Below are 22093 nucleotides of genomic sequence, written 5' to 3'. Positions count from 1 at the left end.
CAGAAATGACGGTGGCGACCGTCGTCACCAGCTTGATGCAAGGCACACAAACGCGAAAAGCCCCGATGTCTGCACGACACCGGGGCTTTTTCTCAAGCAAATGAATTACTTCAGCTTGGCGCTGACCGCTTCGATGCCGGCGCGGGCGCATTCGTCGTCGATGTCGCCGCTCGGTGCACCGCCGACGCCGATGGCGCCGATCGTCTCTTCGCCGGCCTTCACCGGCACGCCGCCGGCAAGCACGAGCAGGTTTTCGATCGAGACGAGTTGGGCTGCGGCCGGGTTCTTGCCGACATTTTCAGCGATCTTCTGGGTCGGGGTGCGGAAGGAGGCGGCGGTGTAGGCCTTGCGGACGGCGCTATCGAGCGTGTGCGGGCCGGCGCGGTCGGCGCGCAGCACGACGCGGGTCACGCCGGCGCGGTCGACGACGGCCACCGTCACGTTGAACTTCTTGGCAGCGCAGGCCTTGACGGCGGCATCGGCAGCTTCGACGGCGATGTCGAGCGGCATATTGCGCTCGGTGAGGATTTCAGCCTGGGCGGCGCCGGCAAGCGTGAGGGCGGCAAAGGCGGCGGCTACGAACGTCTTCATGTGGATCTCCATCTGGGCCGCCCGGGTCTCGTTGGCGGCGACGGCCCTCTTTTCGGAGATTTCTGCTTGTGGCGGTATCGGTGGACGGACGGAGCGGGGTCCGTAGGACTACGGAGCCTGGCCGATCAAGGCGAGACGCGCGAACTCTGCGACCGAGGTCGTGCCGAGTTTCTGGGCGATGTTCGCCCGGTGCGTATCCACCGTGCGGGGCGAGAGTTGCAGGGCTTCCGCGATCTCGCGCGTCGACCAGCCGCGACCCACCATGTCCAGCACCTCGCGCTCGCGATCGGTCAGTTGCGCCACGAGCTTCGCCGCCTCCGCTCGCTCCGCATGCACGTCGAGTGCGCCGGATGCCTGTTGCAGAGCCTCGATCAGTACCTGCTCGTCGACGGGCTTCGTCAGGAAATCGACGACGCCGGCCTTGAAGGCGCGGCGGCAGGCATGCACGTCACCATGGCCAGTGCAGATGATGGTCGGCCAGTCGCAGCCGATGGCGGCGAGCTTTTCGTGCAGCTGCAAACCAGTGATCGCCGGCATGCGCAGGTCGAGCAGCAGCACGCCGGGTTTCAGCTTTGGCGCACGGGCCAGGAAGACGGTGGGGTCGCCAAACGTCTCGATGCGGATGCCATAGGTGCCGAGCAGCAGCGACAGGGCGCTGCGCACCCCCTCGTCGTCATCGACCAGATAGACCGGCGCCATCGTCATTCCGCTGCTTCCTCTTGTGTCTGCGTCTCGCGCGCGGCGGGCAGGCGCACGGTGAACACCGCCCCGTCCCCTGCCCCGTTTGCCGCCGAAATGCTGCCGTCGAAACGCTCGACGATGCTTTCGCACAGGCTGAGCCCAAGCCCCATGCCGTCCGGCTTGCTGGAGAAGAACGGTTCGAACAGGCGCGGCATGACATTGTCGGCAATGCCCGTGCCGTTGTCCGAAACCGTGATTTCGTAGCTCTGCCCCGCCGCCCGCAAGGAGATCACCACCCGCCCATCCGCCCGACCCGCCTGCTCCACCGCATCGGCGGCATTGCGGACGAGGTTGTGGATGACCTGCTCGATCTCCACCGGATCGACGCGCGCCGGCGCCGGTGCATCCGGCAGGTCGAGATCGAGCGCGATGCCGCGCCGGTCGAGGTCGATGCGCGACAGCGCCACGATATCGGCGACATGGCGGCAGAGGTCGTGCACGCCCGGCGCCTCCGCGCTCTTGCCGACATAGGCGCGCAGCCGCACCAGAATATCGGCGGCGCGCTTGGCCTGCAGCACGTTGGCGGCGAGCACGGTGTCGATCGGCGTGTCCTGCAAGCCATTAGCCGCCGCGATGCGCCGTCCGGCCTGACTCTGGCTGAGAAGCGCCGTCAGCGGCTGGGTCAGCTCATGGGCAATGCCGGATGCCATCTCGCCCATGCTGTTGATGCGCAGCGCATGGGCAAGCTTCGTCTCATGCTGCCGCAGCGCCTCGCGCCGCGATGCTGCCTCCGCAGCCGCCCGCGCCGTGGCCGCGTCCTGCCGGTGCCGCAGCAGCGAGCGCACGAGTACCAGCCCGGCCAGCGAGACCGCCGCGAAGAGCGCGAGGGGTAGCACGGGCAGAAGCTCCGCGAGCGTGACATGCCGTTGCAGCGAAAGCCGCAGCGGTTGCGTGGCGCTGGCGATCGGCGCGTCGAAGCGGATGGTGCGCGCGAGGAAGGAGGACGCGGCGGGCTGTTTCGCGCCGGTTTCGATGAGCGGCCCATCGGCGGTCGCAAGCGTCAGCGCGGCCCAGCGCGGCAGTTCCTCGCCCTCGATAAGCTTGGCGCCGTCGATGTCTAAGCTGACGGCCATGGTGTCGTTCATGCGCTTCATCAGACGGTAATGGCCGGGCCGGGCATCCGCGCCATAGACGGCCTTGCCGGAGGCGAGGCCCTCGACCACCCTTGCGACCTGCGCGGGATCGACCGTCGAACCATCCGTGGATTTCGCCGAGCTCACCACCTCGCCCGCCGGCAGGCGGATGAGGTCGATGGCGACGACGCGCGGATAGAAGCGCAGGATCGATCTGGCGACGAGGTCGAAATCCGCCGAGGGCTGCGCCTGCGCGAGGCCGAGCGCGCTGAGGCTCGTCAGATGCGCATCATGCTGGGCGACGCGCTGCGAGATGGCGCGCTGCAACGAGCGCCCGCTTTCCGACACGTCCTGCTCCAGCGCCTGCCGGTGGCTTGTCGCCGAATAGAGGCCGAAAGCGGTAAGCATTAGCAGCCAGCCGCCGGCAAGGGCGGCCGAGGTGCGGAGAAAGGTTAGGCGTCGGGGCATGGTGGGCGAAGCTGCGTCAGGGATCGGGAGAAACATCATAGGGCCTCCCCCGCGCCTTGGCGATCCGCAGCATCACGGATGCGACAGCACCGGCAACGAGAGCGGCGCCAGTTCGGAAGCGGAGCGCCCGCGCGGATCGTTCGCTTGCAAACGACGCACGGCAAAATCCTGCACCGCCTGCAATTCCTGAAGCGCACCGTCATAGTCGACCATCGTCGGCCGGTCGTTCTCCATGACGCAGGCGCCGTCGACATAGACCGCGGCCACCGCGCGCTCGGCGGCGCAATGCAGCAGGTTGCGCAATGGGTCATAGACCGGCTGCATGCCGGGGTGCTTGAGATCGATCAGCGAAAAATCCGCCTTGGCGCCCGGGGCGATGCGGCCGAGATCGCTGCGCCCAAGAGCCTTGGCGCCGGCAAGCGTCGCCGCTTCGAAGACATCGGCCGTCGAAACGTCGAACACCGAGCCGCCGGCGATGCGGGCACAGATCATCGCCATGCGCATCTCCTCCAGCATGTTGAACGGGTAGCTGTCCGTTCCAAGCGCCACGTTGACACCGTTTGTCCGGTAACGCCCGAGCGACTGCAAAACCATGCCGCTGCGCGAAAACGTGACCGGGCAATGGGCGACGCTCGTGCCGCTTTTCGCCAGCCGCTCCAGGTCGAGCGCCGTGCGCTGGCGCGTCCAGCTGTGGCTGTCGATGAAGATGCAATGGCCGAGGATGAGGTCCGGCCCGAGAATGCCGAGCTTTTCGAGATAGTGCACGGCGGTGAGGCCATGGCGACGCAGCAGTTCCTCGTGTTCGGCCATCGTCTGTGCGGCGTGGATGGTGATCGGCACACCGCGCGAGCGCGCCGCCTCGGCCGCCTCCTGCAACAGCTCCGGCGAGCAGGTCTCGACCTGCGCCGGCGCGACCACGCCGCCGAGCCGGCCGGAGGGATGAGCTTGAGCGGCATCGACCGTCTCCAGCGCCCGGGCAAAGGCCTCTCGGCCGCGCGCCTCGTTCCAGCGGAAATCCAGCCGGTGGCTGTCCTCCACATGCCAGGCGGCCTCGCGGAAACTGGGGGCGACATAGGCGCGCGCGCCGCTCTGCGCCAGCGTCGGCAGCCAGCAGTCATGCGGGCCGGCAATGTCGACGAAGGTGGTGACGCCGCTGCGCAGCAGGTCGCCGAGCATGACGGTGAGTGCCGCCTGCACCGCATCGTCGCCGATCTCGATGAGGGTGGAATATTCATACATCGCCTGGCCCCAGAGCGCCGCGGTGCCGGCATCCTCGAACAGGCTCTTGGAAATCGGCTCCTCGCCGGAATGGCAATGCACATTGATGAAACCCGGCAGGACCATGCGGTCGCGGCCCGAGATTTCGCGCTCGAACGGCCCGTCGTATCGGCCGCCGACCTGAACGAAACCCTTCGCGTCGAAGACGACGTCCGCATCGTGCATATAGGCATGCCCCCCGCGGGCGGCATCATAGGCGACGATCGTGTGGGCGTTGCGGATGACAGTTCTAGGCATGGGTCGTCCTGAAATGCTGTTCGAGGAAGCGGCTATAGGCTCCCATCAGGGCGCTGAAGGTGAAGTAGACGGCGGCGGCGACGAGGTAGCCTTCGAGCACCGCAATGCCCTGCCATTCCGGATCGCGGATGGCGGAACGCACCGTATCGAGGAAATCCACGAGGCCGACGATGGTGACGAGCGTCGTATCCTGGAAGAAGCCGATGAACAGGCCCACCATCGGCGGGATGACCTTCTTCAACGCCTGCGGCAGCACGATCTTGCGCATGACCTGCCAGTAATGCAGCCCGAGCGATTTTCCCGCCTCGAACTGGCCGACGGGCACGTCCTGAAGGCCGCCACGCACGATCTCGGCGATATAGGCTGACGCGAAGAGGATGATCGCCACCTGCGCGCGCACCAGCTTGTCGATGGTCACGCCATCCGGCATGAACAGCGGCAGCATCACCGTGGCCATGAAGAGGATGCTGATCAGCGGCACGCCACGCACGATCTCGATGAAACCGACGGCCAGCACGCGGATCGCCGGCAGGTTGGAGGCGCGCGCCAAGGCCAGCACGACGCCGAGCGGCATGGCGAGCGTCAGCCCGATGAAGGAGAGCAGGAAGGACAGCGGCAGGCCGCCCCAGCTCGTGGTCGGCACCGGCGTCAACCCGAAGAGACCGCCCGCCATCAGGACATAGAGCACCGGCAGGATGACGACGATCCAGGCGACGAGCAGGGCTCGGCTCCAGAAGCGTGGGACCATCGAGACGCCGCAGGCACCGAACAGCAGGAGAAGCGCCGTGAGCGGCCGCCATTGTTCCTCGTAAGGATAGAAGCCGAACAGCATGTAGCGCAGTTTTTGCGCGACGAACGGCCAGCAGGCGCCGCCCGATACCTTGCAGGTCTCGCCATTGCCGGAAAACACCGCATCGACGACCAGCCAGCCGAAGGCGAGCTTGATGACGAACAGGATGATGGCGATCGATGCCACGCTGATGATCGTATTGCCCGGCGTTCCGAAATAGGCGGAGAGCTTGCCGAGGCGTTGGGTGGTGGGTGCCGGCTGCGGCGGGGCCAGTGCGAGCATTTGAACATCGGCCATGTCAGCGCTCCTTCAGCGCGACATGCGCATTGTACCAGTTCATGATCAGCGAGATGGTGATCGACAGCGCAAGATAGACGCCCATGAAGATGGCGATGGTCTCGATCGCCTGGCCGGTCTGGTTCATCACGGTGTTGGAGACCATGACGAGGTCCGGATAGCCGATGGCAATCGCCAGCGAACTGTTCTTGAAGACGGTGAGATAGGTATTGGTGAGCGGCGGGATGATGATGCGCAGCGCCTGCGGCAGCACGACGAGCCGCATGGTTTTTCCCCGCGGAAGCCCGAGCGCGGCAGACGCCTCCCACTGCCCCTTGCCGACCGCCTGGATGCCGGCGCGCACGATTTCCGCGACATTGGCCGAGGCGCTGAGCGCCAGCCCGAAGAGCAGCGCCACGAATTCCGGCCGCACATGCAGCCCGCCCGTCAGGCGGAACTTTCCAGCCGTCGGGAAATCCCAATCGACGCTGAACCCGCCGGCAAGCCAGAGAAGAATGACCGGTGCGAGGAAAGCGGCGATCGCAATGAGGCCGCCCTTGTTCGGCTGGCCGGTCGCAATGCGCCTGCGCGTCGCCACCGTGCGGATGACGAACGCCGCCGCCGCGCCGCCGACGAGGCAGGCAAGAAGCGCCAGGCCACCGCTTTGCAGCAGGGCTGCCGGCACGACGAGGCCGCTGTTGGAGAGATAGACGCCGGGCAGAAGGTTCAGCGCCTGCTTGACCGGCGGCAGCACGAGGATGATCAGCGAATACCAGAGGAAGAGATAGAGCAGCAGCGGCACGTTACGCAGAAGCTCGACATAGGTCAGCGCAAGGCGCGCCAGCAGCGGATTGTGCGACATGCGCGCGATGCCGACGGCAAGGCCGAGCAGCGTACCGAAGATGGCGGCGAGAAGCGACACCTTCACCGTATTGGCGATGCCGACGACGACCGCCCGGCCGACCGTATCCGTCGCCTCGAAGGCGATGGCGGCCTCGGTGATGACGAAGCCCGCCGGCCGCGTCAGGAAGTCGAAGCCGGTCGCGATGTTCTGCTTGGCGAGGTTGTCGCTGGCCGTCGAAAACATCGTCCAGCCGGCGAGCACCACGAAGCCGATCGCGACGACCTGATAAAAATAGGCGCGAAAGCGCATGTCATGCAGGAAAGCCATGAAACCTCGCCGCCGGATATAGGGAAAGGGGACGCGCGCGAAAAAAGGCGCGCGTCCGGCTATGGAGCGATCAGCGGATCGGCGGCGAATAGATCAGGCCGCCGGCATTCCACAGCGCGTTCGGGCCGCGCGTCAGGCCGAGCTTGGTGCCTTCACCGAGGTTGCGCTCGAACACTTCGCCGTAATTGCCGACGCTCTTGATGACGTTGTAGCCCCACTTGTTATCGAGGCCGAGCATCTTGCCGAGTTCTTCGGTGGCGCCCAGCATGCGCTGCACGTCCGGGTCCTCGCTCTTCAGCTTCTCGTCGACATTCGCCTGGGTGATGCCCTTCTCTTCCGCCGCCATCAGCAGCCAGACAGACCAGGAAACGATGTCGCCCCAGTTGGAATCGTTCTGGCGGAAGGCCGGCGCCAGCGGCTCCTTGGAGATGGTCTCCGGCAGCACGATGTAATCGTCCGGGTTGTTGGCGACGGCGCGGATCGAGGCAAGGTCGGAGCGGTCCGAAGTGATCGCCTCACAGCGGCCGGAATAGAAGGCGGCGCGGTTCTCATCCGGGCTTTCGAAGACGACGAGTTCGAACTTGCCGTTGATGGCGCGGAAGAAGTCGGAAATGTTCTGCGCGGTCGTGGTGCCCGGCAGGGTGCAGATCGCGGCTTCCGTCAGTTCCTTGGCGCTGGAAACGCCGAGCGACTTGGCGACCATCAGGCCCTGGCCATCATAAAACACCGTCGGGCCGAAATCGAGGCCGAGCGAGGCGTCGCGCGAGAAGGTGTGGGTGGTCTGGCGCGACAGCACGTCGATCTCGCCGGACTGGAGCGCCTGGAAGCGCGTGTTGATGTTTGTCGGGACGAAATCGACCTTGTCGCCATCACCGAACACCGCAGCCGCAATCGAGCGGCAGATATCTGCATCGAAGCCCTGCATGCGGCCCTTGTCGTCGGGCGCCGCAAAGCCCGGCGTTGCCAGCGATACGCCGCAGACGAGCTTGCCGCGCGCCTTGACGGTTTCAAGCGTGCCCGCCGCCGATGCCGCCCCGGCAACCGAAAGCCCGAGCGCCGCCGCGCAGATCGTCAGAAGTGCCTGTTTCATGCTTCCCCTCCCAATCGGGTGTTGTTGGGTGCGGCCGGCGGCACCGCCCTCCAGCAGCCCCGCCCCACACCGCGACCATTTGGATCGCAATTATTGTGTACGATGCAAAAAGATTATCATCAACACTTTCAGACATGAAATGTCGACAATCCGCCTGGACTTCCCATGTACAATGATCATCAAGCCATGTACGACCGACATGAACGGGTTCGAAGCGCCGTATAAAAAGCGTTTCGCCATACGAAAAGGCTTGCCGGCGAGCTGAAACGACGACAAAATACAATCGACCGGGTCTCACGGTATGCAATTTACGTGTGACGAATTTGAGATGCGCGCGCCGGTAGCAGGCTCCTGAAAAGTTTCTCCCGGACGGCGGGGTCGGATCTGGAATGGTCCGGCCCCGTCTCTGTTTAGCCCGTTTGGCGCGGCAGTTTTCCCACCAAGCCTCGCATCTTGCAGCACGGCACAAGCGGGTCCGCGCTCCGCCCGAATTTTTCCCCGCACCCATCGGAACAATCGCCCGCCTTTCCGGTTGAAGGACCGTCGAAGACCATTAGGCGTGATCGCATATGCCGGACCAATCCAAGCTCTTTCCCGACCATCGAAGGCTCTCGGGAGAACGCTACACGGTGGAAACCTTTCGCGCGGCCTATGACCTGCCCGCGCAGGAGGCCAGGCGCCTGTTCGAGAAGTTCGGTCCCTCCAAGCGGGAACTGGACCTTCTCATGCGCGCCCGCCGCGACCCCGAGCAGTTCCTGAACTTTTGAGGAGACGCACCATGACGAACCCAAAAAATCCTTCTCCCGAAAAACGCAAGCCCGAGGACGGCGCTCCCGTCGAGGGCAGCGAGATGGAAACGGAAGACGAGAAGATCAAACGCGAGCAGGCCACCAAGCCCGCTTTGATGCCGATCGGCGATCCCGCCGGCGCGGCGTGACAACGACGATCGAACAAAACCCGCCGTCCTTCGACGGCGGTTTCTCGTGCGTCGCGATCAAGCTGCCGCAAGCGCTTCCCGCGCCTTCGGCACCGGCTTGAAGGTCATGGCGATCAGGAAGGCGCCGATGCCGATTCCCCAGGAGCCAACATAGAGCCAGGTGTAGCTGGCGAAGGTATCGTAGATCAGCCCGCCGGCGACCGGACCGAGCGCCATGCCGAGGCTACCGGCCATCGCCGTGCCCCCGATGACCGTGCCCATCATGCGCAGCGGAAAGTTTTCCCGCGCGATCACCGCATAGAGCGGCATCACACCCGCATAGATGAAGCCGAACAGGCCGGCGACGATGTAGAACGAGGCAAGCCCGCCGGTGAAAACGTAAGCCAGCGCGCCAAAAGCCTGCGCGAGCAGCCCGAGCACGAGGACGTGCTTGGCGCCGAACCGGTCACCCAGGATGCCGAAGGCCACACGGCCGCCGAGGCCGGCTAGCCCCTCGATGCTGTAGATCGAGACGGCGGCGATCATCGGGATGCCGCAGGTGATGGCATAGCTCACCGTGTGGAAGATCGGCCCCGAATGGGTGGCGCAGCAGAAGAAGTTCGTCAGGCAGAGGATGACGAATTGCGGCGATTTCAGCACGTCGCGCGTGCTCATGCCGCCCTGCGGCTCGTCGGCCTCCACCAGGTCGGCGCCGCCCGCCTCGAGCGCCGGCGCACGCCGCACCAGAAGCGAGATCGGGATCATCACCACCGCGACGACGACGGCGATGATCTGCATGGAGGTGCGCCAGTCGTAGCCGGAGACCAGCCATGCGGCGAAGGGCGACATGGTCATCGGCGCCATGCCCATGCCGGCCGAAACCAGCGAGACGGCAAGGCTGCGATGCGTGTCGAACCAGCCCGTCACGCAGGCCATCATCGGCGCGAAGACCGCTGCGGCGGCCACGCCCACCAGCAGGCCGAAGACGAACTGGAAGGCGACGAGCGACGTCGCGATGCTGGCAAGCCCCAGGCTTGCGGCGAGCAGCACGGAGCCGGTGAGCACCACCGGCCGCGGCCCCCAGCGGTCCGACAGGCCGCCCCAGACCATGCTGGCGAAGGCCATGGCGAGGAAGCCGATGGTCATGGCGGTGGAAACGCCCGTCACCGACCAGCCCGTGTCCTTGGATATGGGCAGCAGGAAGACCGGCAGCGAGAACATGGCGCCGATGGCGATGCAGCCGAGCAGGCCGCCCGCAGCGACGATCACCCAGCGATAATGCGTATGGATCATTGTCATCTCCTTCGCGGCCGGCCGGATTTTTGGCCGGTGCCGCCCCAAAATCAATACTCATCGTGCCGCTTCACCCATTCCATCGGATAGCGCAGGCCGCCTTCGTCGCGCCCCTTCGGCACGAGGTCGAGGTAGTGATAGGCACCGTTCAGCATCTCGACCCCGCGCGCGTAGCAGGAATAGGTGTGGTACACCTCGCCCGGCCCGCTCCTGTAAAAGACGCTGACGCCGACCATTTCCGACACCGTGACCGGACGAATCGCAAAATTGTAGGTGGCGCGGCCCGCCGCCAGTTCCTCGGGCGTCGCCGACGCCTGGTAATCGAAGTTGAAATCGCTGGCGCCCGACGACACCCACGGGAAATGCCAGCCCATGCGCTGCCGGTAGGCCTCGATCTGCGCCAGCGGCGCGCGCGAGATCGCCGTGAAGGTCACGTCGCGCTCAGCCAGATGGATCGGGATGCCGTCGAAATTGTCAGCCCAGAAGGAGCAGTGCTTGCAGCCCTCCTGCCAGTCCGGCCCGAGCATGAAGTGATAGACGAGGAGCTGCGCGCGACCGTCGAAAAGATCCTCCAGCGTCGCCACGCCCTTCGGCCCCTCGAAACGATAGGGTTTCTCCACGCGTTCCCAGGGCATGGCCATGCGGCGGCGCGTCAGCGCCTCGCGCTGGCGGGAAAATTCCTTCTCGGCGGCAAGCAATTCCAGGCGGGCCGCCAACCAGTCCTCGTGCGAAACGACTTGATTGCGCATCGGGAAACTCCATTCTCCTGTTTCGGTGCTCTGAGAATAGGCGGCCCACGCCGGAGCGCGGGAGTTACAAGTGTGACGGGAAAACCATGGACTCGATGATCACAGCCGCTGCCCGGGCCCTTGCCACCGGCGATCCGCTCGGCGCGCTGAACCGCGTGGCGCTGCGCGACGACGCGCCGGCGCTGGCGCTTCGCGGCATCGCCATGGCGCAGCTCGGCGATCTCGACCGCGCGAAAACCCTGCTGAAAAGTGCCGCCCGCGCCTTCGGCCCGCGCGAGGCCGTGGCGCGGGCGCGCTGCATCGTCGCCGAGGCGGAAATCGCCCTCGTCTCGCGCGATCTCACCTGGCCGGTAAAGGCGCTCGCCGCGGCCGGCGCAACGCTCGCAGCCCACGGCGACCGCCTCAACGCCGCCCATGCCAAAACGCTCGCAATCCGCCGCCTGCTGCTGATCGGCCGACTGGACGATGCCGCGGCCCTGCTCGCCGAGGTCGATCCGGCGACGCTTCCCCCGCCGCTGCGCGCCGCGCACGAGCTGTCGGCCGCCGGCATCGCGATCCGCCGGCTGCACACGACGATCGCCCGCGAGGCCTTCGCCCGCGCCGCAGACGCCGCCCGGCAGGCCCGCATCCCGGCCCTGATGGCGGAGGTGGAGGACGCCGCCGCCATCCTGCAAAAACCGGCCGCCCGCCTGATAACCCGCGGCGAGGAACACCCGCTGCTTCCCGAGGCCGTCGAAGCGCTGCTGGCAACGCCAACGCTCGTCGTCGACGCCTGCCGTCACGTCGTCCGCTGCGGGGAGCAGTCCATTTCGCTCGCCACCCGGCCAATCCTGTTTTCCCTGCTAAGGACGCTGGCCGAGGCCTGGCCCGGCGATGCCGGCCGGAAAACGCTGCTCTTCAACGCCTTCCGCGCCAGGCATGCCGACGAATCCCACCGCGCCCGACTGCGCGTGGAAATGGGCCGGCTGCGCGCGGAGTTGGAGCCGCTGGCGGACATCACCGCTACAAAGGATGGTTTCCTGCTGGCGCCACGCGAGGACCGGCCGGTCGCCGTGCTCGCCCCGCCGCTGGACGAACCGCATGCCGATGTGCTGGCGCTCTTCGCCGATGGCGAGGCCTGGTCGAGCTCCGCGCTTTCGATCGCGCTCGGCACCAGCGCGCGCACGGTGCAGCGCGCGCTCGAACAGCTTTCGGCCGCCGGAAAGGTGCAGGCGATCGGCGGCGGGCGCAGCCGGCGCTGGCTGACGCCGACCGTCGGCGCTTTCTCGACACTCTTGTTACTCCCAGGTCCGCTGCCGGGCGACTAGGATCACACCATTCAACGATCCAAAGGAGACAGACGATGACCACTTCCCAGGCAGATATCATCCGCGAATACGGCCCCTTCCCCGGCGTGGAGCAGGTCCACGGCGTCACCTATGACGGTAAAAACGTCTGGTTCGCCTCCGGCGACAAGGTCAATGCGGTCGACCCGGACGAGGGCACCGTGCTGCGCTCGATCGACGTCGCCGCCCATGCCGGCACCGCGTTCGACGGCCGCCACCTCTTCCAGATCGCCGAAGACCGCATCCGCAAGATCGATCCCGCCTCCGGCGCGGTCCTCGCCACCATCCCCGCCCCCGGCGAAGGCGGCGATTCCGGCCTCACCTGGGCGGAGGGCTCGCTCTGGGTCGGGCAATATCGCAGCAAGCAGATCCACCAGATCGATCCCGAGACCGGCGCCGTCATCCGCGTCATCCAGAGCAACCGCATGGTGACGGGCGTCACCTGGGTGGACGGCGAATTGTGGCACGGCACCTGGGAGGGCGAGGAAAGCGACCTGCGCCGCCTGGACCCGAAGACAGGCGCCGTGCTCGACACCATCGTCATGCCCGAGGGAACCGGCGTGTCCGGCCTGGAATCCGATGGCGCCGACCGCTTCTTCTGCGGCGGCGGCCGAAGCGGAAAGATCCGCGCCGTCCGCCGGCCGCGCTAACCCCTAGAGCCCGTGGGTGCCGTCGTAGCCGTTCACGGCCGGCGGCGCCCAGCCCTCAGGCAAGCCGGCGGGCTTGTAGATCTCGACAACCATTGGATAGCACTTCGCCGTGTCGGACGAATGCTGCGCCGAGCAATCCCCGCCCGGGCAGGCCGACATGCAGCCAAGCAGATCGATCTCGGCAAAGAACTCCAGGTAATCCCCCGGCCGCACCGGGCTCGCCTTCATGAAATACTGTCCCGTATCGCGCGTGAAGCCCGTGCACATGAAGACGTTCAGCACGTCATGCACATAGCTCTCCGCCTCGCGCAGCGCCATGCCCGTCTTCGCCGCGAAGGCGCGCGTCAGGTTCGAATGGCAGCAATGATGATACTGCCCGCCATGGCTGAGGAGATTGTGCGTATAGGGATCGCAGCGCGTGCCGATCACATCATGCACCGCCCCGCCGAATTCATCGAAACCGTACCAATCCAGCGTGTCATGCGTGATGGTGGCGATCGGCCGAAGATAGGGGAAATTGGAAAACAGCTGGTCGCCAAGCCCGACATGCGTGCCGTTCAGCGCCCGCGTCTTGCCCGTATAAAGCCGCTCCTTCAGATCCTTCGCATTGAACAGGTTGAGATCCCCCACCTGCGCCCCCTCGCTGCAAACGATCCGGCAAAAATACCCCGCCGGCACCGCCCAGGTCGCCGCCTCGCGCGGCGGCACGACAACGGTCTCGACCAGCGTCAGCCCATCCCTCAGCGCCCGATAGCTCGCAAGATCGGGCCGCGGCAACGTCTCGACAGGATAGCAGACCACCGGCGCGATTGCCTTGCGCGCCACGGCATCGGCGGGCTGCGCGGTTATCGGATTAGGCTTCATGAAACTCCCTCCCCTTCACGGCGGTACAACAATGCCGTTCGCGATCTTGTTGAATAACATTACTACGATTGTTCAACATAATGCAATATGAGCTTGCGCGCCATCTGGCTGCGCCGGAGAGCGGCAGCACCGTTATTGTCTGGCGCCGAAATCGGCTTTTAACGGCTGGATATCATTGGTGATTATCCGATTTTCTATTGACCCAAAATTGGCTGGATTCGCCCGAAGGTTTTCACCACCAACTGATTGCCAAAGCACCGGAAGAAACCGAAGACGGAGGTTCACGGACAAGAACGCCGCTAAAAGAGACCGCGCCTTGGCGGCAACGAAGGGAGACCGGCAATTGGCTAAGCATGAAATCGCGCAGGTGATCAGGGGTATGGTCGATACCAAGACACGCCGGTCCAACCTCTTCCATTACTCCACGACAGCATATTCCGCTAATGAAACGGGCTTTTACTTGCTTGTCGAAGAATATCGCAAAACGGGAAGCAAAGGACAGGCGAGCTTCCTTCGTGACACTTACCTCAAAGGCAAGGTCGTCAAAGGTCTGGAAAAGGTCACCGGACAGATAAATCTTGACCGCCGCGACAAGACAGATGACCTCATAAACAAGATATCGTCCCAAGTGGATGGCGTCGGCCTATCGATGATGGACAAGATCAGAGACAACGGCCTCTTCAAAGCAATAGAACTTAAGGTGGGAAATACTGCAATCGATACGACATTGTTCGACGACGCTCAGGAAGAGGCAGCGGCAAACATCTACAGAAGCCTTGAAAATTACAGCTTCCAACTGGACAAGAAATACCAGCCAAAACCGGACTGCCAGGCGCAAGTCGCGAAATTTCGCCAAAAACTCATCCTCCTGAAATTCGACATGTTCGCGCTGGGAATGTGGTAGTCGCCCGGCACCCGTAACCCGGCCCGGAAATTCCTGCCGTCAAGCAGGTCGATCGCCGTGAAACAGCGGGCGCAGCGCCTGGAATTCCTTTGCAAGAAAGTCAGATAGAACCCTGATGCGCCTCGTGTGGCGCAGTTCGCTATGCGTCAGGAACCAAAGATCACTCGATAGTTCGTCGATAGGTTCGCCCACCCGGGTGAGCCTCGGGTTGAGATCCGCCAGATAGCAGGGCAGGATGCCGGGGCCGATGCCGCTGGCGACGGCTTCGGTGAGCGTATAGAGGCTGTTGACCTGAAGTGCGGCGCCAGAATACCGGCCATTGTCCTTCAGCCATCGCGCCGAGGCCAGATGGGCGAGCTCGGCGTTGGGGACAACCCAGGCCTTGTCGTCGGCAATGCCATCACCGTCTCCTGTGCTGCGGTAAACCGAAACGGCGATCCGGCAGAGCTTGCGACCGACAAGGCTTTCGGGCGGTTCGCCGCCGGCGCGTAGCGCGGCATCGACTTCCCGCTGGCGCAGATCCGACATGCTGACGCTTGAGCGCAAATCAAGCAGGATGGCAGGATGTTCCGACCCGAAGCGCCGGATCAAGGGCATCAAGGGACCTGCCACAAGGGTATCCACGGTCGCTAACCGGACTGTCCCGGCCGCGTCGGAATTCTCGTTGCCGACACGCGCCTCGAGCGCACCGATATCCTCATCGATACGTTCGGCCAAGGCGGCAGCCTCTCTCCCGGCTGCGGTGAGAGACACACCGGTCGTGTCACGATGAAAGACCAGGGTTCCCAGCCGCTCCTCCACCGCCCTGGCGTGGCGAAACACCGTGGGCGTGCTCACCCCGAGCCGCACGGCGGCACCCGCGAATGAGCCCGACCGCGCCACAGCCAGGATCAGGCTCAGATCATTCCATTGAAGTCGCTGCTGCACGAAATCCGGCATTTCATTTTTGCCACTACCCGAATTCCACTTTTAGCGGCAAATCTCTTTTCAAGCAATGGAGACTGTCATGGCGACCAACAGCATCAAATGGACGGACGGTGCGACATCCTGGGACGGTGAATTTCAGGGCGGCGGCTTTGGATCCGGCGTGTCGATCATTTTCACCCGGCTCGACAGGCCGGGCGGAGGGCCGGCACTCCACCAACATCCCTATTCGGAGACTTTTCTCGTCCGGAAGGGAGTGGTGCGTTTTACGGTCGGCACTCAGAGCCTGGACGCCGTAGCGGGTGAGATCGTGGTGGTCGCCCCGGATACGCCTCACCGGTTCACAGGCGTCAGTGACGAGGTCGAGATGATCGACATCCACGCCAGTCGCCGGTTCATCACGCAGTGGCTGTAGCCACGGCCGACAAGCAATCCGCGCCGCCACTTTAGCGCGCACAAAAATTCAACCAAAGGAGAACAGGCAATGCCAAAGATGATTTTCGTCAACCTGCCGGTAAAGGATCTGGCTGCTGCAACCCGATTCTACGAGGCGATCGGTTGCCAGAAAAATGCCCAGTTCAGTGACGAACAGGCGTCCAGCATGGTCTGGTCAGATGACATCACGTTTCAGCTGTTGTCGCGCGACTATTTTTCGACTTTCACCGCAAAACCGGTCGCTGATGCGCATGCAAGCTGCCAAGTGCTGATCGCTCTCAGTCACGACAGCAGGGAGCATGTCGACGCGATCGCCGATGCGGGCGCAGCGTCGGGCGGCAAGGCCGATATTCGCGAGCCACTGGACATGGGCTTCCTCTACAACCGCGCCGTCGAAGATCCCGATGGCCACATCTTGGAACTCGCCTGGATGGATATGAGCCAAGCCGGCGAAATGGTGGGCGCATAACTTAATAAGCCCGCTCCCCAATCAGGCCGGATTTCACCGCTTGACCAAGCTGGGCGAAGGGGAGTGGTGGGCCCGGAGGGACTCGAACCCCCAACCAAGCGGTTATGAGCCGCCGGCTCTAACCATTGAGCTACAGGCCCTTCCCAGCGTTGACCGGGGACCGTCGGTCAATGGCGGCCGACGGCTAGAGATCGTCTAGACGAATTCGGCGGGCCTCACAAGCACCGCCGTATTCTCTACACAATCCCGGGCGAAGAACGGCGCGAGGGACACAACCATCAGGAGATAGTCTTCATGTTCTACGGAACACTGGGCCGCCGCACGGGTGCCGGCCTCTTCGCGCTTTCGCTCGCTCTCGCCGCTGCCGTTCCCATGGCCGCCCGCGCGCAGGACGCCGCAAAGCCGCGCGAGGCAACCATCGTCGTCACCGGCGAAGGCAGCGCGGAAATCGCGCCCGACATGGCGCTGATCGACCTCGGCGTCGTCAAGGATGCCAAGACCGCCCGCGAGGCGCTCGATGCCAACAACAAGGCGATGGCCGAGATCCTCGCTGCCTTGAAGGACGCCGGCATCGCGGAACGCGACCTGCAGACCTCCGGCTTCATGATCAACCCGCAATACCAGTATCCGCAGAGCTCGACGGGCGAAAATCCGCCGCCGATTCTGACCGGCTTCCAGGTCACCAACACGGTAACGCTGCGCGTGCGCGATCTTTCCAAGCTCGGCGAGATCCTCGACAAGGCCGTGACGCTCGGCGCCAACCAGGGCGGCGGCATCCGCTTCACCAACGACAAGCCGGACACGGCCGTTAGCGCTGCGCGCAAGAAGGCCGTCGAGAACGCCATCGCCAAGGCCAAGGAACTGACGGAAGCCGCCGGCGTCGGCCTCGGCCGCGTGCTGGAGATTTCCGAAACCAACTACCGCGCGGAACCCGTGCCGATGATGCGCGCCATGGCCAAGGACTATGCCGAAGGGGCCTCCGTGCCGCTCGCCACCGGCGAGAACAGCTATTCCGTCATCGTCAACGTGACCTTCGCGCTCGGCAACTGATCCGCACGACAGAAATGAACGAAAGGGCCGGGAGACCGGCCCTTTTTTCGTTTGCGGGTTCACGATGCCCGCACCGGAACGCAAAGAACCCTCCCGGCAAAAGCCGGGAGGGTAGCCGTTCACCGGCCGGGGGTGACGAGGCGAACGACGTCCGTTGGGCAGGCCTCTGCCTTAACGCCAGAGAACCGGGCAATGACGATCGTTGGCGAAGACCATGCGGCTGTAGCCCTGATAGCGGAACCCTTCGACGACGACCTTGCGCGGCGTCACATCGGCCACGCGGGCGCGGCGCAGGCCGAAATCGCGCGCCTTGGCGACGGCAAGCCCGATATCGCAGCGGCCGCGGCCACCGCCCCAGTTGCCATGGCGGCGGTCGTGGCGGCGATCCCAGCGGTCGCGGCCGCGGTCGTGATCGCGCACTTCGAGGAAGCCGTTGCGGTAGCCGACAGTCTCGACCGACAGCTCGATATTGGCGGCGGACGCGGCCGGGGCGAAAGCGGTCAGGGCACCGAGGCCGAGCACGGCGGCAAGAAGGGTGTTTTTCAGAAAGCTGGTCATCGGGATCTCCTGTTCGCTTGCACCGGACCGTCGTGTCCGGCGATTGAGGAGACCTTAGCGGGGGGAGGCTGAACGCAGGCCGAAGCCGCCGTTCAGCCTCCGTTCAACTTCATGAACCGGAAAAGAAGGCGATGCGGGTGATGGATCCCTCCTCGAGCTCGAGCAGCAGGATCTTCTCCTTCGAATAGGTGGCGCCGGCGGCGGATTTGCCATGCGCCGTCAGGCGGATCGCGACGTTGTGGCCGAGCGCATCGCTCATCACCAGCGCATCGCCATAGTTTTCATCAAACGCTTCGAAATGCCGGGCGAGACGGTCGCGCAGCGCGTCGCGGCCGTTGTCCATACCCTCACCGATGCCGGAGATCGAGACGTCCTCATGGACCTTTGCGGCAAGTGCGGCAAAATCCCGGGCATTCAGCGCCTCGATGACGGCGTGGTTGATGCTTTCCGTGTCTGACATGGATCTCTCCTCTCGTGAGCCACGCCAGGAACGTTCCTCCGTGTGAACGGGTTCCGTCAAGGGCCGAGATGCAGCACGATTTCGCGCCGGTGCGGCCGGTCGCGGTGCTCGAAGAGATAGAGGCCCTGCCAGGTGCCGAGCGCCAGACGCCCGGCGATGACAGGGATACCGATCGAGACCTGGTTGAGCGCCGCCTTGATATGGGCCGGCATGTCGTCCGGCCCTTCCATCGTGTGGACGATCCAGCGCATGGAGGGATCGTCGGAGGGCGGCACGAGGCGGCGGAAGAACTGGTCGAGATCGCGCCGGACATCCGGGTCGGCATTTTCCTGGATGAGCAGCGAGCAGGAGGTGTGGCGGACGAAGACCGTCAGCAGCCCCTCCTCCCCGCCGGCCTCCTGCACAAAGGCGGCGGCCTCGCGGGTGAACTCGTAGAGCCCCTGCCCGCGGGTCGCGACCGTCAGGATTTTTTGCGGCATGGCGCCCGCCTCAGCCGCCGATCGCCCAGAACAGGGTGCCGACGACCGCGATGAAGACGATGATCACGCCCATGAAGCGCGCGAGACCCATATTCGTATCCGTGGTGGTGCCGACGATTGCGTAATAGAGGTCCTTCATGGCGCATCCCTTTCATCGTGTTGGATGCGGTAATAGCGCACCCGCGCTCCGCTCACAACTCGACGAAGGCGCGGAAGCCGCCATAGATCATGCGCTTGCCGTCGAAGACGTTCTTCCACTCGTCGCCCTTCAGGCGCTCGTCCGCCATCACCTTGGCCATGATTTCGTCGCGCTTTTCGCGCGATTCATAGGTGATCCAGGAAAAGACGACGACCTCGTCCTCCTTCGCCTGCACGGCGCGCGGAAACGAGGTGAGCTCGCCATAGGGCACGTCGTCGCCGATGCATTCGACATAATCGATCGCGCCATATTCCTTCCACACCTCGCCCCCCAGGCGCGCCATATCCTTATAGGCCTCCAGATTGGCCTTCGGCACGGCCACCAGGAATCCATCGACATAGGTCATGATCGTCTCCTCCTTTGGGTTGGACATGCCAAGGACGTGTGTCACGGGACGGATCCGACAAGGGGGTGCGCTTTTTTGTGAAGTCCAGGCGAACCCACCACGAACGCTCTACCGTGATGGTGGATCCTCGGGTCAAGCCCGAGGATGACAGTGGGGAGGCGACGTGCTGCCCCTTGAATGGTCGCGGCATACGGGGCGACCGTTTTGCACGCCGCCCTCTCTTCTTTCGTCATCCTCGGGCTTGACCCGAGGATCCAGAGCGGCACACATTTCCCGCATGGCGGGATATGTTTACATCGTGACCAACCAGAGACATGGTACGCTCTACATTGGCGTCACCTCCGATCTTGAGCGACGCGTTCATGAACATCGCGAGGGCCTGACACCGGGCTTTACGCGGCAACACAGTTGCACAAGGCTGGTCTGGTACGAGGAGCACCTGAGTATCGGCACCGCCATTCAGCGTGAAAAATCGCTGAAGCGCTGGTATCGGCAATGGAAAATCGAACTGATCGAGGCATTCAACCCGCAATGGCGGGATTTGTATCCGGAACTCTGGTGAAGATCACGCTGTCGCTCTCGACCGGCCCTACCGCACCTACCACGACCCGCAGTCACGCAACTGGCGCGAATAGCTCGACGCCATGTTGGCGGCGCGCTTGGCGCCGGCCTTCGCCGTGCCGCTCCAGTTGCCGCGTTTGTAGCCGGCGTGGCCGTGGTAATAGGCGATGTAGAGGCGGTAGGTGTCGTTGAGCGCGATGCCGTTCTTGCGGTTGCTCTCGCTGTGATACCAACCGATGAAGCGGATCGCGTCGGAGAAGTCCGTGCGGTTTGCCGTCCAGCGGCCCGTCACGCGCTTGTAGCGCGCCCAGGTGCCGTCGAGCGCCTGGGAGAACCCCAGCGCCGTCGACTGGCGCTTCCACGGAATGAAGCCCAGGAGTTTGGTGCGCGGCGGGCGGGCATTATGGCGGAAGCCGGACTCCGTGTAGATCGTCGCCATCAGCACGGGCACGGGCACGCCATATTCCCGCTCGGCGCGGTAGGCGGCTCTCCGCCAGTTATCGAACATGCCGTCACGTTGCTCGAAGATGGCACAGGCGTTCTGCGTCTGTCGGGGGACGGACGCGCAGCCGGCAAGCAACAGGAGGACGACGACCAAGACGCAACGCATCGCAGTTCCTCAGAATTTCCGGATATTTATAAATCGTAAATCTTAACAATCCGTTTTGATTCAAATGCCGGGAAGTGCCCTTCCATTCACGGGGGTGATCCGCCCATCAAATATGCAAATGCATTATTTTGTTGCGCTTTTTGGCCTTCCGGCCTAATCAATCTGCAGCACGCCGGCCCTTCGCGCACGATTGTTCCGGACCGTGAAAGAACCCGCTCTGCCATCGGATCTGGACCTCGCCATCCGGGCGCGTGAGCGTTTGCGACCGGGCCTTCCCAAGGCCCCAGCCAGGAGAAAAATCATGAAGAAGCCAATTTTTGCCGGAGCCCTGCTCGCGGCTTCCGTCGCCTTTGCGCCGCTCGCCCATGCCGATATCGTCATCGGCCTCGTCGCACCGCTAACCGGCCCGGTCGCGGCCTATGGCGACCAGGTCAAGAACGGCGCGGAAGCGGCCGTTGCCGAGATCAACAAGAACGGCGGCATTCTGGGCGAACAGGTCGTGCTGAAGCTGGCGGACGACGCCGGCGAGCCCAAGCAGGGCGTGTCGGCCGCCAACCAGATCGTCGGCGAAGGCATCCGCTTCGTCGTCGGCCCGGTAACCTCCGGCGTCGCGATCCCGGCTTCGGACGTTTTCGCCGAAAACGGCGTGCTGATGGTGACCCCGACGGCAACCGCACCGGACCTCACGGCCCGCGGCCTTACCAACGTGCTGCGCACCTGCGGCCGTGACGACCAGCAGGCGGAAGTCGCCGCCGCCTATGTCGTCAACACGCTCAAGAACAAGAAGGTCGCCATCGTCCACGACAAGGGCGCCTACGGCAAGGGCCTGGCGGATGCCTTCAAGGCGGCGCTCAACAAGGGCGGCATCACCGAGGCGCTCTACGATTCGGTCACGCCCGGCGACAAGGATTTCAGCGCGCTGATCACCCGCCTCAAGGCTGACGGCGTCGAGGTCATCTATTTCGGCGGCTACCATCCGGAAGGCGGCCTTCTCGCCCGCCAGCTGAAGGATCTTTCGGTCAACGCCACGATCATCGGCGGCGAAGGCCTGTCGAACAGCGAATATTGGGCGATCGGCAACGAAGCCGCTGGCGGCACCCTGTTCACCAACGCCTCGGACGCGCTGAAGAGCGCCGATTCGCAGGCGGCCGTCGCCGTCCTCAAGGAAAAGGGCGTGCCGCCGGAGGCCTTCACGCTCAACGCCTATGCCGCCGTCGAAGTGCTGAAGGCCGGCATCGAGAAGGCCGGCAGCGCGGAAGACTCCGCCGCCGTCGCCGCGGCCCTGAAGTCCGGTGAAGCCATCCCCACCGCCATCGGCAAGCTCACCTACGGCGAAACGGGCGACCTCACCTCGCAGAGCTTCTCGCTCTTCAAGTGGGAAGACGGCAAGATCGTCGCTGCCGAGTAAGGTTTGCGATTTGGAATGAGAAACGCCGGGGTGAAAACCCCGGCGTTTTTGTTTGTGGATGGGAGCCGCCCCTCATCCGCCTGCCGGCACCTTTGTAACTTCCTTTCACCGGGATTGGCGGTGTATTGCCGGTTGCGGTGGCGGATGAGAGGCCGCAGCACCTTTGGGCCTTGAAGCC

General features: G+C 64.3%; 27 protein-coding genes and 1 tRNA gene. 10 read left to right on the top strand and 18 right to left on the bottom strand.

Annotated elements, in window-relative coordinates; translation table 11 throughout:
• Positions 1 to 105: 105 nt before the first annotated feature.
• The 7 genes from AC1RWL_RS09870 to AC1RWL_RS09840 all read right to left on the bottom strand — a co-directional run bounded on the left by AC1RWL_RS09870 (position 106) and on the right by AC1RWL_RS09840 (position 7715).
• Positions 106 to 591, bottom strand: coding sequence for a GlcG/HbpS family heme-binding protein (locus AC1RWL_RS09870; protein WP_256117304.1), 486 nt, complete (start codon positions 589 to 591; stop codon positions 106 to 108).
• A 108-nt stretch (positions 592 to 699) separates the two neighbouring features.
• Positions 700 to 1296, bottom strand: a complete 597-nt coding sequence (locus AC1RWL_RS09865; protein ID WP_493094921.1) for a response regulator transcription factor — start codon at positions 1294 to 1296, stop codon at positions 700 to 702.
• Positions 1293 to 2873: a sensor histidine kinase gene (locus AC1RWL_RS09860; protein ID WP_493094922.1), complete on the bottom strand. Its 1581-nt coding sequence runs from the start codon at positions 2871 to 2873 to the stop codon at positions 1293 to 1295. The genes AC1RWL_RS09865 and AC1RWL_RS09860 overlap by 4 nt, the downstream gene beginning before the upstream one ends.
• 72 nt (positions 2874 to 2945) lie before the next feature.
• The gene (locus AC1RWL_RS09855) at positions 2946 to 4388 is read right to left on the bottom strand and encodes an amidohydrolase family protein (protein WP_493094923.1); all 1443 of its coding nucleotides are present in this window, start codon (positions 4386 to 4388) and stop codon (positions 2946 to 2948) included.
• The gene (locus AC1RWL_RS09850) at positions 4381 to 5475 is read right to left on the bottom strand and encodes an amino acid ABC transporter permease (protein ID WP_493094924.1); all 1095 of its coding nucleotides are present in this window, start codon (positions 5473 to 5475) and stop codon (positions 4381 to 4383) included. Before AC1RWL_RS09850 ends, AC1RWL_RS09855 begins: the two co-directional genes overlap by 8 nt.
• A 1-nt stretch (position 5476) precedes the next feature.
• Complete coding sequence (locus AC1RWL_RS09845) at positions 5477 to 6625, bottom strand: amino acid ABC transporter permease (protein ID WP_493094925.1); 1149 nt, start codon at positions 6623 to 6625, stop codon at positions 5477 to 5479.
• 70 nt (positions 6626 to 6695) lie between these two features.
• Positions 6696 to 7715, bottom strand: coding sequence for an amino acid ABC transporter substrate-binding protein (locus tag AC1RWL_RS09840; protein WP_256117310.1), 1020 nt, complete (start codon positions 7713 to 7715; stop codon positions 6696 to 6698).
• A 569-nt stretch (positions 7716 to 8284) separates the two neighbouring features.
• On the opposite strand from AC1RWL_RS09840, the gene AC1RWL_RS09835 reads away from it, so the two are divergent.
• A complete protein-coding gene (locus AC1RWL_RS09835) occupies positions 8285 to 8482 on the top strand; it encodes a hypothetical protein (RefSeq protein WP_256117311.1) in 198 nt (65 codons plus the stop codon).
• Between the two features lie 11 nt (positions 8483 to 8493).
• Positions 8494 to 8652 carry a hypothetical protein gene (locus AC1RWL_RS09830; RefSeq protein WP_256117314.1) on the top strand — a complete coding sequence of 53 codons (159 nt, stop codon included), beginning with the start codon at positions 8494 to 8496 and terminating at the stop codon, positions 8650 to 8652.
• A gap of 57 nt (positions 8653 to 8709) precedes the next feature.
• On the opposite strand, the gene AC1RWL_RS09825 is transcribed toward AC1RWL_RS09830, so the two are convergent.
• Positions 8710 to 9924, bottom strand: a complete 1215-nt coding sequence (locus AC1RWL_RS09825) for an MFS transporter (RefSeq protein WP_493094926.1) — start codon at positions 9922 to 9924, stop codon at positions 8710 to 8712.
• Positions 9925 to 9974: 50 nt separating this feature from the next.
• Complete coding sequence (locus AC1RWL_RS09820; RefSeq protein WP_493094927.1) at positions 9975 to 10673, bottom strand: DUF899 domain-containing protein; 699 nt, start codon at positions 10671 to 10673, stop codon at positions 9975 to 9977.
• Between the two features lie 86 nt (positions 10674 to 10759).
• On the opposite strand from AC1RWL_RS09820, the gene AC1RWL_RS09815 reads away from it, so the two are divergent.
• Positions 10760 to 11980, top strand: a complete 1221-nt coding sequence (locus AC1RWL_RS09815; protein WP_493094928.1) for a helix-turn-helix domain-containing protein — start codon at positions 10760 to 10762, stop codon at positions 11978 to 11980.
• A 35-nt stretch (positions 11981 to 12015) separates the two neighbouring features.
• Positions 12016 to 12648 (top strand): Vgb family protein, encoded by a 633-nt coding sequence (locus AC1RWL_RS09810; RefSeq protein WP_493094929.1) that lies wholly within the window; start codon positions 12016 to 12018, stop codon positions 12646 to 12648.
• 3 nt (positions 12649 to 12651) lie between these two features.
• Here the strand turns inward: AC1RWL_RS09810 and AC1RWL_RS09805 are convergent, their stop codons facing one another.
• Complete coding sequence (locus tag AC1RWL_RS09805; protein ID WP_256117322.1) at positions 12652 to 13512, bottom strand: urea carboxylase-associated family protein; 861 nt, start codon at positions 13510 to 13512, stop codon at positions 12652 to 12654.
• Positions 13513 to 13828: 316 nt separating this feature from the next.
• Here AC1RWL_RS09805 and AC1RWL_RS09800 point away from each other — a divergent pair, with 316 nt between their 5' ends.
• Complete coding sequence (locus AC1RWL_RS09800) at positions 13829 to 14416, top strand: hypothetical protein (RefSeq protein ID WP_493094930.1); 588 nt, start codon at positions 13829 to 13831, stop codon at positions 14414 to 14416.
• A 39-nt stretch (positions 14417 to 14455) separates the two neighbouring features.
• Here the strand turns inward: AC1RWL_RS09800 and AC1RWL_RS09795 are convergent, their stop codons facing one another.
• Positions 14456 to 15355, bottom strand: a complete 900-nt coding sequence (locus tag AC1RWL_RS09795) for a LysR family transcriptional regulator (RefSeq protein ID WP_493094931.1) — start codon at positions 15353 to 15355, stop codon at positions 14456 to 14458.
• 67 nt (positions 15356 to 15422) lie between these two features.
• On the opposite strand from AC1RWL_RS09795, the gene AC1RWL_RS09790 reads away from it, so the two are divergent.
• Complete coding sequence (locus AC1RWL_RS09790; protein ID WP_493094932.1) at positions 15423 to 15755, top strand: cupin domain-containing protein; 333 nt, start codon at positions 15423 to 15425, stop codon at positions 15753 to 15755.
• 69 nt (positions 15756 to 15824) lie between these two features.
• On the top strand, positions 15825 to 16244 hold the full coding sequence (locus AC1RWL_RS09785) for a VOC family protein (RefSeq protein ID WP_493094933.1): 420 nt from the start codon (positions 15825 to 15827) through the stop codon (positions 16242 to 16244).
• 64 nt (positions 16245 to 16308) lie between these two features.
• On the opposite strand, the gene AC1RWL_RS09780 is transcribed toward AC1RWL_RS09785, so the two are convergent.
• A tRNA-Ile gene (locus AC1RWL_RS09780) sits at positions 16309 to 16384 on the bottom strand.
• Positions 16385 to 16538: 154 nt separating this feature from the next.
• On the opposite strand from AC1RWL_RS09780, the gene AC1RWL_RS09775 reads away from it, so the two are divergent.
• Positions 16539 to 17294 (top strand): SIMPL domain-containing protein, encoded by a 756-nt coding sequence (locus tag AC1RWL_RS09775; protein WP_493094934.1) that lies wholly within the window; start codon positions 16539 to 16541, stop codon positions 17292 to 17294.
• Positions 17295 to 17465: 171 nt separating this feature from the next.
• Here AC1RWL_RS09775 and AC1RWL_RS09770 read toward each other — a convergent pair whose 3' ends face one another.
• From AC1RWL_RS09770 to AC1RWL_RS09750, 5 genes are all read right to left on the bottom strand, one after another.
• On the bottom strand, positions 17466 to 17852 hold the full coding sequence (locus AC1RWL_RS09770; RefSeq protein ID WP_256117397.1) for a hypothetical protein: 387 nt from the start codon (positions 17850 to 17852) through the stop codon (positions 17466 to 17468).
• Between the two features lie 109 nt (positions 17853 to 17961).
• Positions 17962 to 18312, bottom strand: a complete 351-nt coding sequence (locus AC1RWL_RS09765) for a nuclear transport factor 2 family protein (protein WP_256117399.1) — start codon at positions 18310 to 18312, stop codon at positions 17962 to 17964.
• Positions 18313 to 18368: 56 nt separating this feature from the next.
• Positions 18369 to 18791, bottom strand: coding sequence for a secondary thiamine-phosphate synthase enzyme YjbQ (locus AC1RWL_RS09760; protein ID WP_493094935.1), 423 nt, complete (start codon positions 18789 to 18791; stop codon positions 18369 to 18371).
• Between the two features lie 10 nt (positions 18792 to 18801).
• Positions 18802 to 18930 (bottom strand): hypothetical protein, encoded by a 129-nt coding sequence (locus AC1RWL_RS09755; RefSeq protein ID WP_256117405.1) that lies wholly within the window; start codon positions 18928 to 18930, stop codon positions 18802 to 18804.
• Positions 18931 to 18982: 52 nt separating this feature from the next.
• Positions 18983 to 19336, bottom strand: a complete 354-nt coding sequence (locus AC1RWL_RS09750) for a DUF1428 domain-containing protein (protein WP_493094936.1) — start codon at positions 19334 to 19336, stop codon at positions 18983 to 18985.
• 277 nt (positions 19337 to 19613) lie between these two features.
• Here AC1RWL_RS09750 and AC1RWL_RS09745 point away from each other — a divergent pair, with 277 nt between their 5' ends.
• A complete protein-coding gene (locus AC1RWL_RS09745; RefSeq protein ID WP_493094961.1) occupies positions 19614 to 19898 on the top strand; it encodes a GIY-YIG nuclease family protein in 285 nt (94 codons plus the stop codon).
• 36 nt (positions 19899 to 19934) lie between these two features.
• On the opposite strand, the gene AC1RWL_RS09740 is transcribed toward AC1RWL_RS09745, so the two are convergent.
• The gene (locus AC1RWL_RS09740) at positions 19935 to 20507 is read right to left on the bottom strand and encodes a transglycosylase SLT domain-containing protein (RefSeq protein ID WP_256117409.1); all 573 of its coding nucleotides are present in this window, start codon (positions 20505 to 20507) and stop codon (positions 19935 to 19937) included.
• Positions 20508 to 20808: 301 nt separating this feature from the next.
• On the opposite strand from AC1RWL_RS09740, the gene AC1RWL_RS09735 reads away from it, so the two are divergent.
• A complete protein-coding gene (locus tag AC1RWL_RS09735) occupies positions 20809 to 21915 on the top strand; it encodes a branched-chain amino acid ABC transporter substrate-binding protein (protein WP_493094937.1) in 1107 nt (368 codons plus the stop codon).
• The last annotated feature ends 178 nt before the right edge of the window (positions 21916 to 22093 follow it).

It is taken from the genome of Shinella sp. GW821-FHT10F02 (assembly GCF_058809275.1).
Note: the sequence above shows the minus strand (reverse complement) of the source record. Positions and strands in the feature narration are given on the sequence as shown.

Excerpts from the sequence above, each read along its gene's own strand:
- AC1RWL_RS09865 (WP_493094921.1), bottom strand. The coding sequence starts at position 1,296 with ATGACGATGGCGCCGGTCTATCTGGTCGATGACGACGAGGGGGTGCGC.
- AC1RWL_RS09805 (WP_256117322.1), bottom strand. The coding sequence starts at position 13,512 with ATGAAGCCTAATCCGATAACCGCGCAGCCCGCCGATGCCGTGGCGCGC.
- AC1RWL_RS09820 (WP_493094927.1), bottom strand. The coding sequence starts at position 10,673 with ATGCGCAATCAAGTCGTTTCGCACGAGGACTGGTTGGCGGCCCGCCTG.
- AC1RWL_RS09825 (WP_493094926.1), bottom strand. The coding sequence starts at position 9,924 with ATGATCCATACGCATTATCGCTGGGTGATCGTCGCTGCGGGCGGCCTG.
- AC1RWL_RS09830 (WP_256117314.1), top strand. The coding sequence starts at position 8,494 with ATGACGAACCCAAAAAATCCTTCTCCCGAAAAACGCAAGCCCGAGGAC.
- AC1RWL_RS09815 (WP_493094928.1), top strand. The coding sequence starts at position 10,760 with ATGGACTCGATGATCACAGCCGCTGCCCGGGCCCTTGCCACCGGCGAT.
- AC1RWL_RS09740 (WP_256117409.1), bottom strand. The coding sequence starts at position 20,507 with ATGCGTTGCGTCTTGGTCGTCGTCCTCCTGTTGCTTGCCGGCTGCGCG.
- AC1RWL_RS09855 (WP_493094923.1), bottom strand. The coding sequence starts at position 4,388 with ATGCCTAGAACTGTCATCCGCAACGCCCACACGATCGTCGCCTATGAT.
- AC1RWL_RS09810 (WP_493094929.1), top strand. The coding sequence starts at position 12,016 with ATGACCACTTCCCAGGCAGATATCATCCGCGAATACGGCCCCTTCCCC.
- AC1RWL_RS09870 (WP_256117304.1), bottom strand. The coding sequence starts at position 591 with ATGAAGACGTTCGTAGCCGCCGCCTTTGCCGCCCTCACGCTTGCCGGC.
- AC1RWL_RS09785 (WP_493094933.1), top strand. The coding sequence starts at position 15,825 with ATGCCAAAGATGATTTTCGTCAACCTGCCGGTAAAGGATCTGGCTGCT.
- AC1RWL_RS09845 (WP_493094925.1), bottom strand. The coding sequence starts at position 6,625 with ATGGCTTTCCTGCATGACATGCGCTTTCGCGCCTATTTTTATCAGGTC.
- AC1RWL_RS09860 (WP_493094922.1), bottom strand. The coding sequence starts at position 2,873 with ATGCCCCGACGCCTAACCTTTCTCCGCACCTCGGCCGCCCTTGCCGGC.
- AC1RWL_RS09755 (WP_256117405.1), bottom strand. The coding sequence starts at position 18,930 with ATGAAGGACCTCTATTACGCAATCGTCGGCACCACCACGGATACGAAT.
- AC1RWL_RS09790 (WP_493094932.1), top strand. The coding sequence starts at position 15,423 with ATGGCGACCAACAGCATCAAATGGACGGACGGTGCGACATCCTGGGAC.
- AC1RWL_RS09840 (WP_256117310.1), bottom strand. The coding sequence starts at position 7,715 with ATGAAACAGGCACTTCTGACGATCTGCGCGGCGGCGCTCGGGCTTTCG.
- AC1RWL_RS09770 (WP_256117397.1), bottom strand. The coding sequence starts at position 17,852 with ATGACCAGCTTTCTGAAAAACACCCTTCTTGCCGCCGTGCTCGGCCTC.
- AC1RWL_RS09775 (WP_493094934.1), top strand. The coding sequence starts at position 16,539 with ATGTTCTACGGAACACTGGGCCGCCGCACGGGTGCCGGCCTCTTCGCG.
- AC1RWL_RS09850 (WP_493094924.1), bottom strand. The coding sequence starts at position 5,475 with ATGGCCGATGTTCAAATGCTCGCACTGGCCCCGCCGCAGCCGGCACCC.
- AC1RWL_RS09795 (WP_493094931.1), bottom strand. The coding sequence starts at position 15,355 with ATGCCGGATTTCGTGCAGCAGCGACTTCAATGGAATGATCTGAGCCTG.
- AC1RWL_RS09835 (WP_256117311.1), top strand. The coding sequence starts at position 8,285 with ATGCCGGACCAATCCAAGCTCTTTCCCGACCATCGAAGGCTCTCGGGA.
- AC1RWL_RS09765 (WP_256117399.1), bottom strand. The coding sequence starts at position 18,312 with ATGTCAGACACGGAAAGCATCAACCACGCCGTCATCGAGGCGCTGAAT.
- AC1RWL_RS09735 (WP_493094937.1), top strand. The coding sequence starts at position 20,809 with ATGAAGAAGCCAATTTTTGCCGGAGCCCTGCTCGCGGCTTCCGTCGCC.
- AC1RWL_RS09750 (WP_493094936.1), bottom strand. The coding sequence starts at position 19,336 with ATGACCTATGTCGATGGATTCCTGGTGGCCGTGCCGAAGGCCAATCTG.
- AC1RWL_RS09760 (WP_493094935.1), bottom strand. The coding sequence starts at position 18,791 with ATGCCGCAAAAAATCCTGACGGTCGCGACCCGCGGGCAGGGGCTCTAC.
- AC1RWL_RS09745 (WP_493094961.1), top strand. The coding sequence starts at position 19,614 with ATGGCGGGATATGTTTACATCGTGACCAACCAGAGACATGGTACGCTC.